Source organism: Buchnera aphidicola (Pterocomma populeum) (assembly GCF_049314985.1).
Taxonomy (GTDB): Bacteria; Pseudomonadota; Gammaproteobacteria; order Enterobacterales; family Enterobacteriaceae; genus Buchnera; species Buchnera aphidicola_BQ.
The window spans coordinates 362100-375046 of record NZ_CP186013.1; the positions used below are offsets into that span (position 1 = coordinate 362100).

Here is a 12947-nt window from a genome sequence, read left to right on the forward strand (position 1 = left end):
TTATAATAAATTTTTTTAATAAAAGACACATATAATATAAAATAGGTAATTCAATATTGAATAATTTAATTTTAGTTTTAAATTGCGGAAGTTCATCTTTAAAGTTCTCTGTTATAAATCCAAAAAATAAAAAAAAATATTTATTTGGTATCGTAGAACGTTTATTTTTATCAGATACTTATATTAAATGGGAATGTTATAAAAAAAAATATAATAAAATTATAGGTTCTAATATTTCGCATGAAGATGCATTAGATTTTATTATAGATTATATTTTTTTAAAAAAAGAAGATATTTTTAAAAGAATCATTGGTATAGGACATAGAGTTGTACATGGAGGTAGAAAAATTAAAAAATCAGTTTTAATTGATGATAAAATTATGAATTTAATTGAAGAAGCATCTATTTTTGCTCCTTTACACAATCCCGCCAATTTAATCGGTATTAAAAAAATTATTAAAAAATATCCTTTATTATCAAAAAAAAATGTAGCTGTTTTTGATACTTCTTTTTATCAAAATATGTCTAATGTATCGTTTTTATATGCAATTCCATATTATTTTTATGAAAAATATGGTATTAGACGTTATGGTGCGCATGGAATTAGTCATCAATATGTAGCTTATGAGGCTTCTTTTTTATTAAATAAAAAATTTAATTCATTAAATATTATTACTTGTCATTTAGGTAATGGAGCTTCTGTTTCTGCTATATGTAATGGTATCTGTGTAGATACATCTATGGGATTAACTCCATTAGAAGGATTAGTTATGGGCACTCGAAGTGGTGATATAGATCCGGCAATTATTTTTTTTATGTATAAAAATGCTAATATGAGTATTGATGATATTGAAGAATTATTAACTAAAAAATCAGGTTTATTAGGATTAAGTGGAGTTAGTAGTGATTTTCGTTATTTAGAGAGTAATTATAATCTTAATAATCAGATTAAAATATCTGTAGATATTTTTTGTCATAGAATTTCTAAATACATTTGTGCTTATACAGCATTAATGGATGGTCGTTTAGATGCAATAATATTTACTGGTGGAATTGGTGAAAATGTTCCTTTTATTAGAGAAATAATTATATCTAAATTATCTTTATTAGGATTTAAAATTGATATTAAACTTAATTTTTCTATAAAACATGGACAACATGGTATTGTGACTTTAAATTCTTCACGACCAATTTTTATAATTCCTACTAATGAAGAACTAGCAATATCTCAAGAAGCGATAAATATAATTAATAATATATAATTTTGATTGCATTAATAATGAATAAGGTAATTATGTCTCATATTATCATGTTAGTTCCTATCAATAATAATGTTGGATCTACAGCAATAAGTTTAAGTTTATTAGATTTTTTAAATAAAAATAAACATAAAAAAGAAAGTAATAAATCTATTTTGTATATTTCTTGTCAAAATAATATATTAAATAATACAGCTATTATTATTAATAAATATTTTTCTTATTTTATAGACATATTACAAGAAATAAATTTTTCTAATGTTACTCTAGGTTCAAGTATTTACTTTTCTTTGTTAGATCATCTTATTGAAAAATGTTTTGAAAATAAATATTTATATGAATTTATTTTAATTGAAGGATTAAATAAAGAAAAAAATATTTATTCTGATCAGATTAATTATGACATTGCTCAAAATTTGAATGCAGAAGTAATATTATTATCGAATATAATAGAATGTACTATAAAATATTATAATATGAAGGAAAATGAAATTAAATTATTTTTAAAAAAATATGAATATAAAAAATTTTTAGGTGTAATTTTTAATGAGATTAATTCTATTTTTTTAGGAAAAAAAAATGGTTTTATAGATAAATTAAAATTTTTGAAAAATAATATTATTGAAAATAAAAAAAATATAATTTTAGAACAATTAATAAATAATACTGTATTTCCTATTATTGCTTTTATTCCATGGAATAAAGATTTAATGGAAATATTTAGTATAGATATTTATCGATTCTTAAATGCAATGCCTATTCATATTTCTAATATGTATATGCAAAATATAGAAAAAATAATTATTTTTAATAGACATGAGAAAAATATATTACATAAAAATAATTCTTGTATTTTAATTATTGTACCTATAAATGAAGTATCTAATTTTATTCAATATTTTATAGAATATTATAATCATAAGTCTATCACAGTACTTTTATCTGGAAAATTAACATCAATACAATATCTTCAAGAATTATGTAAAACATTAATTAATATGAATATTTCAATATTTTTTATAAATAAAAACATAATAGATATTATTTGTATTTTGCAAAATTTTCATTTTAATTTAAATATTAGAGAAAAAGATCGTATTAATCAATTACAAAAATATATTTCTAGTTTTTTTAATATTAATAAAATTTGTTTATTTAAAGAGAAAAAATATACTTCGATTATTTTCTCTCCAAGAGAATTTTGTCATCATTTAAAAGTTTTATCTAGAAGAAGCAAAAAACGTATTATTTTACCAGAATCTTATGAAATTCGAATACTACATGCAGTATCTATATGTGATAATTTAAATATTGCTAAATGTGTATTATTAGGAGATCCACAAAAAATTTATAATATTGCTAAAGAGAAAGGTATTTATTTAAGTAAAAGAATTGAAATTATTAATCCGGATTTAGTAAGAGAAAAATATTTTTCACAGTTTATGAGATTACGAAAACATAAAGGAATAGATGAATATTACGCAAAAAAACAATTACAAGATAATATTATATTAGCTACATTAATGGTTGAATCCGATGAAGTAGATGGAATGGTTTCAGGTTCAATTAATACTACAGCAAGTACAATACGTCCTGCATTACAATTAATTAAAACAAATATTTCTAGTTCTCTTATATCATCTATTTTTTTTATGTTATTACCAAAAAAAGTGTTAATTTATGGTGATTGTGCAATTAATATTAATCCTACTGCAGAAGAATTAGCTGAAATTGCTATTCAATCGTCTCATTCAGCAGAAATATTTGGAATTGAACCACGTATAGCTATGTTATCTTATTCTACAGGTTCTTCTGGTACTGGTCAGCAAGTAGAAAAAGTAAAAAAAGCAACTTCTATTGTTAAATTAAAAAGACCAGATTTAATAATTGATGGTCCTATTCAATATGATGCGGCTGTATCAAAAAAGATATCACAGTTAAAAATGCCGTTTTCTTCTCTTTTAGGATCTGCTTCTATTTTTATTTTTCCAGATTTAAATTCCGGTAATATTACTTATAAAGCTGTTCAGCGTTCTGCACAACTGGTTTCCATTGGGCCCATGTTACAAGGACTTAGGAAACCAGTTAATGATTTATCTAGAGGTTCTTCAATAGAAGATATTATTTATACTATTGCTTTAACTGCAATCCAATCAAAATAAAATATTATTTATTTTTATTTAAATATTAATTTTTATATGACCTTTAGGTTGACAATAACAGGGAAAAATGTCTTTTATATTGCACATAGAAGCTATGGGTTTTTCTTTTGGATAATAAATTTTTCCTTCTATTAATTGAATTCTACATGTTCCACAATAACCAGATCGGCATTGATATTCAATATTGATGCTATTTGATTCTAAAATCAATAACAGTGAATCATTGTTTGGGTAATAGAATATTTTTTTTTTTAAATTTTCTATATAAATAATAAAAGAATTCATTTTATAATTGAAAATATTTAAATTCATCATCTGATACTTCTGAATCAATTTGTCCTACTAGATAAGAAGTAATTTCTGTTTCTTGAGGAGCTGTTTGTATAACATCAGAAGTTAGCCAATCATTAATCCAAGGTATAGGATTAGATTGTTTTTTAAATGGTGATGGAAGATTTAATGCATTCATTCGAAGAGTTGTAAGATATTCGATATATTGACATAGAATTTCTTTATTCAATCCAATAGTAGAATGGTCTTGAAATAAATATTCAGCCCATTTTTTTTCTTGTTGTGCAGCAGTAATAAATATATTACAGGCTTCTTCTTGACATTCTAAGATAGTATCTTGCATATCTTCATGATTATTAATATTATTAAAAATATTTAAAATATGTTGAGTACCTGTCAAATGTAATGCTTCATCACGCGCTATTAATCTTATAATTTTTGCATTTCCTTCCATTAATTTTTTTTCAGCAAAAGCAAATGAACATGCAAAACTAACATAGAATCTAATGGCTTCTAATACGTTGACACTTACAAGACAAAGGTACAATCTCTTTTTTAATGATTTTAAATTAATACTAATATTTTTTTTATTAATAAAATGCGTACCTTCTCCTAATAAATGCCAATAATTTGTCATTTCAATTAATTGATCATAATAAATAGAAATATCTTTTGTTCGGTTAATAATATTTTTGTTTGAAATGATGTCATCAAATATAATAGATGGCGTATTAACAAGATTTCTAATAATATGTGTATAAGATCGTGAATGAATGGTTTCTGAAAATGACCATGTTTCGATCCATGTCTCTAATTCCGGAAGAGAAATAATTGGCAAAAAAGCAATATTAGGACTTCTTCCTTGAATTGAATCAAGTAATGTTTGATATTTTAAATTACTAATAAAAATGTGTTTTTCAGATTGAGAAAGATTATTAAAATCAATTCTATCTCTAGAAAGATCTATTTCTTCTGGTCTCCAAAAAAAAGATAGTTGTTTTTCAGTAAGTTTTTCAAAAAAATAATATTTTTGTTGATCATATCGAGAGATATTAACAGGTTGCCCAAAAAACATAGGTTCTTTTAATTGGTCATTACTTGTTTTTGAAAATGTTGTATAAACCATGTTATTGCACCCAGAAAGTCAATTTAATATATATAATATATAAGTTATTTAATTTTTATTTATTATATAACACAAGAACCACTTGCACAGTTGTCTTCTAGTGGCATTTCAAACATAAATGTATGATTATCTTTAGATCCATCATGAATATTTTGATAATATAAAGTTTTTAAACCTAATTTATAAGCTATCAGTACATCATACATTAATTGTCTCATTGGAATTTTTTCATTTTCAAATCTTTCTGGATTATAATTTGTATTTACAGAAATAGATTGATCAGTAAATTTTTGTATAATACCAGCTATTTGTAAATATCCTAAGTTATCAGGAATATCCCATAATAATTCATATTGGGATTTTAATTGATTATATTCTGGAACTACTTGTCGTAACATTCCATCTTTAGATGCTTTAATACTTACAAATCCCCTAGGTGGTTCAATGCCACTTGTTGAATTAGAAATTTGAGAAGATGTTTCTGATGGCATAATTGCAGACAACGTTGAATTTCTTAATCCATATTTTTTTACTTTTTTTCTCAATGATGTCCAGTCTAGATGTAAAGGCTCATCGCATATTTCATCAATATATTTTTTATATGTATCTATTGGTAATTTTCCTAAAAAATAGTTTGTTTGATGAAATAAAGCACATGTTCCTTTTTCTTTAGCAAGTGCACAAGATGCTTTAATTAAATAATATTGTATTGCTTCAAAAGTTCTATGTGTTAAATTATTAGCACTACCATCTGAATAACGAACTTCATTTTTCGCTAGATAATATGCAAAATTTATTACACCTATTCCTAATGAACGTCTAGAAAGAGCAGATTTTTTAGCAGCAGCGATGGGATATTCTTGATATTCTAATATTTCATCTAAAGCACGTACAGATAAATCTGCAAGTTCTTCAAAATCACTTAATTTTTTTATACTACCTAAATTAAATGCGGATAAAGTACAAAGTGCTATTTCACCTTGTTCATCATAAATATGATTTAGTGGTTTAGTCGGTAATGTAATTTCTAAACATAGATTAGATTGTTTAACAGGTGCTAATTCTGAATTAAATGCTCCATGTGAATTACAATGATCTATATTTTGTATATAAATTCGTCCTGTAGAAGTTCTTTCTTGTATAATTAATGCAAATAAATCTAATGCTTTGATTCTTTTTTTTTTGATTCTTCTGTTTTTTTCATGTTCAATATATAACTTATCAAATTCTTCTTGATTAGAAAAAAATGCATTATATAATTTAGGTACATCAGACGGATTAAATAAAGTAATGTATTTCCCTGATATTATTCTGTCGTACATGGTTTTATTAATTTGTATTCCATAATCCATATGACGAACACGATTATCTTCAATACCTCGATTATTTTTTAATACTACCAAATTTTCTACTTCAAAATGCCATATTGGGTAAAAAATAGTTGCAGCTCCTCCTCTAATTCCGCCTTGGGAACAACATTTTACTGCTGTTTGAAAATGTTTATAAAATGGAATGCTTCCAGTATGAAAAGCATCACCATGTCTAATAGAGCTTCCTACTGAGCGAATTTGTCCAGCATTTATTCCAATTCCAGCTCTTTTGGAAATATATTTTACAATAGAGCTTGTAGTTGCGTTAATGGAATCTAAATTATCAGCACAGTCAATTAAAACGCAAGAACTAAATTGACGATTTAATGTTCTCACTCCAGCCATAATGGGTGTTGGTAAAGATATTTGAAATGTAGAAATGGCATGATAAAAACGATGAATATAATTAAGACGAGTTTTTTTTGGATATTGAGAGAACAAACATGCAGCTATAAGAATATATAAAAACTGTGGGCTTTCATATATTTTTCCTGTAACTCGATCTTGTATTAAATATTTGCCTTCTAATTGTTTTACTGCTGCATAAGAAAAACTCATATCTCGCCAATGACAAAGAAAAGAATTCATTATAGAAAATTCTTGAGGTGTATATTCTTTTAATAACATAGGATCATATTTCTTTAAAGCTACTAATTTTTTAACATGTGAATAAAAATGAGGCGGTGTAAATTGGTTATAAGTTTTTTTTCTTAATTGAAAAATCGCTAATCTAGCTGACATATATTGATAATCAGTTGCATCCGTAGATATTAAATTTGCCGTTATTTGAACTAAAATATCATTAATTTGTGAAGTAGTTATATTATTATAAAATTGAACATGAGCCTGTGATACTACTTGAGAAACAGATATATTATTAAGACCAGTTTTTGACCAATTTAAGATTTGAGTGATTTTATTTAAGTTTATTTGTTTTTTTTCTCCACTGCGTTTAATGACAAACATGCAAGGTGTCATAATTTCTTTAAACCTTTTTTTGAAATTTTTGGAATGTATACGAATGTATATGTTGATATTGTAGATTTTATTTTATATACATTCAATAAATATATATGTAATTTGTCTAACAAATATATATATCGGAAATATAAAAATAATTATTTGTTTTTAAAATACTGTTATATAGGTTTTTCAATTCTTTGTAAAGCCACAACTTTTTCATTTTTTGATGTTCTAATTAAAATTACACCTTGTGTATTTCTCCCTACAATTCCAACTTCTGAGACTCTAATTCTTACTAAAGTACCAGCATTGGTAATCATCATAATTTGATCTGTTTCTACAACTTGTATAGCGCCTATCATTTTTCCATTTTTTTTAGTAGTTTTTATAGCAATTACACCTTGTGTTGCTCGTGATTTAATTGGAAAATTAGCAATACTTGTTCTTTTTCCAAAACCATTATTTGTTGCGATTAAAATACTTTCTTTCTTACGAGGAATAATTAAAGAAACTACTTTATCATTTTTTTTAATTTTAATTCCTTTTACCCCTGAAGCTGTACGACCCATAGTACGAACACTATTTTCATGAAATTGAACAACTTTACCAATTTGTGTAAATAACATAATATTATCATGTCCATTAGTTAAAGCAATACCTATTAATTCATCATCTTTTCGTAAATTAATAGCAATAATACCTGCATTACGTGGTCTTTTAAATTCATTTAAGGAAGTTTTTTTAACCATTCCATTTGCTGTAGCCATAAAAATATTAAGATTATCTTTATATGCATTCACTGGTAGTATAGTGGTGATTCTTTCTTTAATACTTAATGGTAATAAATTAACTATTGGCCGTCCTCGTGCATGTCTACTAGATTCTGGTAATTGATATACTTTCATCCAGTATACAATACCTCGACTAGAAAAACATAATATAGTATCATGTGTATTAGCAATTACTAAACTTTCTATAAAATCTTCTTCTTTTATTTTAGCAGCAGATTTTCCTTTTCCTCCTCTTCTTTGAGCATTATAATCTGAAAGAGGTTGATATTTAACATATCCTGAATGTGATAATGTTACTACAACATTTTCTTGATTAATTAAATCTTCAATATTAATATCGGCTTTATTTTCAGTAATTTCTGTTCTTCTTTTATCTTTAAATACTTTTTGGACTAATAATAACTCTTCACGAATCACTTCTAACATACGATTAGGATTATTTAAAATATATGTTAATTGTTTAATTTTTTCCATTAAATTTTCATATTCTATAATAATTTTTTTTTGTTCTAAATTTGTTAATTGATGTAATCGCAGATCTAGAATAGATTGTACTTGTTTTTTACTAAAGTAATAATAATTATTTTCATTATTACAATCATTATTTTTCTTTAAAATATCTTTTTTCTGATCTAAATTACAAGATTTTAAAGTAATATGTGAAATCCATTTTTGTTTTTTAATTAAAATTTTTGCATCTATATTATTTTTTGCGGTTTTAATAATTTTTATCAGTAAATCTATATTATTTAATCCAACGCTAAGACCTTCTAAAATATGTGTTCTATCTTTTGTTTTGTTCAGTTCAAAAATACTACGTCGTTTGATAATTTCTTTTCTATGAGATAAAAATGATTGTAGTATTTTTTTTAGTGAAAGTGTTTTTGGTTGTCCTTGACACAAAGCAACCATATTTATACCAAAAGATATTTGTAATTGTGTTAAAGAATAAAGTTGATTTAATACTATTTCAGAAATAGCTTCTTTTTTAATTTCAATTACAATTCTCATTCCATCTTTATCAGATTCATCACGCAGAGTGCTAATACCATCAATTCTTTTATCTTTCACTAAATCTGCTATTTTTTCAATTAAACGAGATTTATTGACTTGATAAGGTATTTCATAAAATATGATCGATTCTTTTTTATTTTTTTGATTAATTTCTATTTTATGACGTGCGCGAATATATATTTTACCTTTTCCTATTCTGTATGCTTCTTTGATACCAGATTTTCCATTAATAATCCCATATGTTGGAAAATCTGGTCCTGGAATATATTGCATAAGTTCTTCTAAGGTAATTTGATTGTTGTTAATATATGCTAAACAGCCATTAATTACTTCATTTAGATTATGAGGAGGGATATTTGTTGCCATTCCTACTGCTATTCCAGATGATCCATTAATAAGCAGATTTGGTATTTTTGCTGGTAATACAGATGGAATTTTTTCAGAATTATCATAATTTGGTAAAAATTCAACAGTATTTTTTTCTAAATCACTAAGTAATTCATGTGCTATTTTGGACATTCTTACTTCTGTATATCTCATTGCTGCTGCTGCATCTCCATCAATAGATCCAAAATTTCCTTGTCCATCAATCAACATATAACGTAATGAAAATTTTTGTGCCATCCGTACTATTGCATCATATACAGCTGAATCTCCATGAGGATGATATTTACCAATAACATCACCCACTACGCGTGCTGATTTTTTATATGATTTGTTCCAATCGTTACCTAATATATACATTGCAAAAAGTATTCTTCGATGTACTGGTTTTAATCCATCTCGAACATCAGGTAAAGCTCGACCAATTATTACAGACATTGCATAGTCTAAATAAGAGCTTTTTAACTCTTCTTCAATATTTACCTGCATAATTTCCCTTGTAAGGTCTTTCATCAAGATATTATCTCTTTATCAATTAATATAATAGTTTTAGGTGAAAGTGTTATATTATAACATAATTAATTTCTTTCGTGCATGGAATGAAAATCATTATTTTACATCATTTTTAAAAATAATATAAAAAATATATTTTTTTATTGTGTATTTTATATTAAAGTATTAAAATTTAATTTTTACTATAATATAATTTTTTTAAAAATCGAGGCATTATATGCAAGATAAAGAAAAAAAGTTAATAGAAAATCTATTTAATCGCTTAAAAACTACTGAGTTAAATTCTTCTCCAAGAGATGAAGAGGCTGATATATTAATTAAAAATTTAGTAAAAAATCAACCTTCTTCATCGTATTATATGATTCAAACAATATTAATTCAAGAAACAGCTATACAAAAGATGAATGCAAAGATTGAAGAATTAAAAGATCAAATATTAAAAATAGAATCTAAAAATAATATTAAAAAACCTAGTTTTTTATCTGGATTTTTTTCAAAAAAAAATTCTTCTTCACCTGTTTATCCTTCAAATAATAATACATGGAAGAATGACGCTGCTCCTGTTCCGCAAAATATAAATTCATCTATACCATATAATAATAATAGTAGTAGTAGTAGTTTTCTTTCGAATGCTTTACAAACTGCTACTGGTGTAGCAGGTGGTATGATTTTAGGTAATATGTTAATGAATTTATTTCAACATACTAAACCAGAAGAAGATATTTTTAATACTATTCATGATGATTCTTCTTTAGATCATTCTAATTCAAATGTTAAAAATAATGAAATCGATGATGATATCCACGATAGTGATTTAATTAATAATGAATATGATCATTCTGATTTTGATACTTCTGATAATGATGTATTTCATTCAGATTCTAATAATCAATATGTAGATGATATAGATATGAATGATGATAATTTAATATAAAATTCTATCTTTTATATTTTTAAAATAATTTTTTATAAAAAATTATTTTAAAATATTTCACATATATATATTATAAAGCCAGCATAAATTATTTTTGCTGACTTTTTAATTAAATATAATTTTTAGTAATATTTACTAAGGTAAGATGATACTCCTTCTAAAGATGCTTTCATTCCTTCTTGTCCTGATTTCCAGTTTGCAGGACATACTTCGCCATTTTGATTATAAAAATCTATAGCATCGACCATACGTATCATTTCTTGTATATTACGGCCAAAAGGAAGATCATTAACAACTTGATGACGAATAATCCAATTCTTATCAATTAAAAAAGATGCTCTTAATGCTACACCAAGATCGGGATGTTCAATACCATAAGATTTTTGAATATCATGCTTGATATCAGAAACCATAGGAAAAGAAATATTTCCAATACCACCATTTTTAATAGGAGTTTTTTGCCATGCTTGATGAACATATACACTATCAGTAGAGACACCAACTATTTTCACATTTCTTTTTTTAAATTCTAAATGCAGTTTATTAAATTCTATAATTTCAGATGGACATACAAAAGTAAAATCCATTGGCCAAAAAAATAATATTACTGCCTGATGATTAGAAAATTTTTTTAGATTGAATTCATTAGTAATATCACCATTTTTTAAAATTGCTGAAGCTATAAAATTAGGTGCTTTTTGTGTTACCAGGACCATTTTATTCCTTACTTTCTTATAAGAAAGTGAAATTATGTTAATGATTATAAAAAAATTATAAAATTATAATAATTTTTTTTTATACAATATTAGGAATTAAATTATGAGTTGTATCTTAACTTGGAAAGATATTTTATCTCAAGAAAAAAAAAATATTTTATTAATATAATGAAATTTATTCAACAAGAAAGATTAAAAAAAACTATTTATCCAAATCAAAAAGATATATTTAATGCGTTTTACTTTACTAAATTCAGCGATATTAAAGTTGTTATCTTAGGTCAAGATCCATATTTTTCTAACAATCAAGCCCATGGATTGGCATTTTCAATTCCTAAAGGATATACTATCACACCTTCTTTACAAAACATATATAAAGAATTAAATACTGATTTTAATAAAAAATTTGTCTTTCATCATGGATGTTTAATAGAATGGGCTAAACAAGGTGTATTTCTATTAAATAGTATTTTAACAGTAGAATCTGGAAAACCAAGATCACATTATAATATAGGATGGGAAATTTTTACAGATACAGTAATCCATTTTATTAATTATTATCAAAAAAATATTATTTTTTTACTTTGGGGAAAGGAAGCACAAAAAAAAAGTAAATTAATTAATCATAATTGTCATTATATTTTAGAATCTTCTCATCCATCACCTTTATCATCTTTTCGAGGGTTTTTAGGGTGTAAGCATTTTTCTAAAACTAATGAGATATTAACACGTCTTAAAAAAGAAAAAATTAATTGGTTTTCTTTATAAAAATAGAAAAAATATGCATATTTTTTCTATTTTTAAATTATATTATCTTAAAATATTATTTTTCTTTTTTGGATATTGTAACTACTGCTTTTCTTAAAACAATTTTATTCCAAACATATCCTTTTTTATGCACATGCATAATATGATTAACTGGAATAGTTGTAGAAAATTTTTCAGAAAGAGAATCATGAATATTTGAATCAAATGCTTCATTTTTTTGACCTACTAAAAAAACGCCTAATTTAGATATATTGCTCCATAAAGATTGTAATGTTAGATTAATTCCTTCTATAACTGGTTCATTTTTTAATTCTATTTTTTCTGAAATACTTAATGTTTCTTCAAGTTGATCTATAATAGATAATATTTTTTTTAAAAATATTTCTTGTTCTGTTTGTTTTATTTTTTGGATTTTATTTTTGACATTTTTTTCAATATTTTCTATTTCCGCTAATTGACGTAATTTAATATCATGGATATTTTTTTTAGAATATTCTAGTTTTGATTTTAATTCTTCTATTTTTTTATCAATATCATCGATATTTTTATGATGTTTTTTTAATTCATTACTGATATTTTTTTCATTTTTTAGATTATTTTTTGTATTTTCCATATATTTTCCGTATAAAATATTATAAATAGATTTATTATAAATA

9 protein-coding genes and 1 pseudogene are annotated in these 12947 nt (G+C 24.4%); 4 read left to right on the forward strand and 6 right to left on the reverse strand.

Translation table 11 applies throughout. The features are described 5' to 3' along the window. The first annotated feature begins 53 nt into the window (after nucleotides 1-53). Nucleotides 54-1262 (forward strand): acetate kinase, encoded by a 1209-nt coding sequence (locus ACOI1G_RS01870; protein WP_422667589.1) that lies wholly within the window; start codon nucleotides 54-56, stop codon nucleotides 1260-1262. A gap of 17 nt (nucleotides 1263-1279) precedes the next feature. Next, nucleotides 1280-3421, forward strand: coding sequence for a phosphate acetyltransferase (gene pta, locus ACOI1G_RS01875; RefSeq protein ID WP_422667125.1), 2142 nt, complete (start codon nucleotides 1280-1282; stop codon nucleotides 3419-3421). An 18-nt stretch (nucleotides 3422-3439) separates the two neighbouring features. Here pta and yfaE read toward each other — a convergent pair whose 3' ends face one another. The 4 genes from yfaE to gyrA all read right to left on the reverse strand — a co-directional run bounded on the left by yfaE (nucleotide 3440) and on the right by gyrA (nucleotide 9873). Beyond that, a complete protein-coding gene (gene yfaE / locus ACOI1G_RS01880; RefSeq protein ID WP_422667126.1) occupies nucleotides 3440-3706 on the reverse strand; it encodes a class I ribonucleotide reductase maintenance protein YfaE in 267 nt (88 codons plus the stop codon). Between the two features lies 1 nt (nucleotide 3707). Then, on the reverse strand, nucleotides 3708-4838 hold the full coding sequence (gene nrdB / locus ACOI1G_RS01885) for a class Ia ribonucleoside-diphosphate reductase subunit beta (RefSeq protein ID WP_422667127.1): 1131 nt from the start codon (nucleotides 4836-4838) through the stop codon (nucleotides 3708-3710). A 62-nt stretch (nucleotides 4839-4900) separates the two neighbouring features. Then, on the reverse strand, nucleotides 4901-7186 hold the full coding sequence (gene nrdA / locus ACOI1G_RS01890) for a class 1a ribonucleoside-diphosphate reductase subunit alpha (protein WP_422667128.1): 2286 nt from the start codon (nucleotides 7184-7186) through the stop codon (nucleotides 4901-4903). Nucleotides 7187-7347: 161 nt separating this feature from the next. Next, entirely contained in the window at nucleotides 7348-9873 is a 2526-nt protein-coding gene (gyrA, locus tag ACOI1G_RS01895) for a DNA topoisomerase (ATP-hydrolyzing) subunit A (RefSeq protein ID WP_422667129.1), read from the reverse strand. Nucleotides 9874-10090: 217 nt separating this feature from the next. Between gyrA and ACOI1G_RS01900 the strand changes: the two genes are divergently transcribed. After that, entirely contained in the window at nucleotides 10091-10807 is a 717-nt protein-coding gene (locus ACOI1G_RS01900; RefSeq protein ID WP_422667130.1) for a DUF2076 domain-containing protein, read from the forward strand. A gap of 122 nt (nucleotides 10808-10929) precedes the next feature. On the opposite strand, the gene ACOI1G_RS01905 is transcribed toward ACOI1G_RS01900, so the two are convergent. Then, a complete protein-coding gene (locus tag ACOI1G_RS01905) occupies nucleotides 10930-11523 on the reverse strand; it encodes a peroxiredoxin (protein WP_422667131.1) in 594 nt (197 codons plus the stop codon). Between the two features lie 103 nt (nucleotides 11524-11626). Between ACOI1G_RS01905 and ung the strand changes: the two are divergent. Beyond that, nucleotides 11627-12291, forward strand: a pseudogene (gene ung, locus ACOI1G_RS01910) (uracil-DNA glycosylase). Nucleotides 12292-12346: 55 nt separating this feature from the next. Here ung and grpE read toward each other — a convergent pair. Further along, the gene (grpE, locus tag ACOI1G_RS01915) at nucleotides 12347-12904 is read right to left on the reverse strand and encodes a nucleotide exchange factor GrpE (protein WP_422667132.1); all 558 of its coding nucleotides are present in this window, start codon (nucleotides 12902-12904) and stop codon (nucleotides 12347-12349) included. Between the last annotated feature and the right edge of the window lie 43 nt (nucleotides 12905-12947).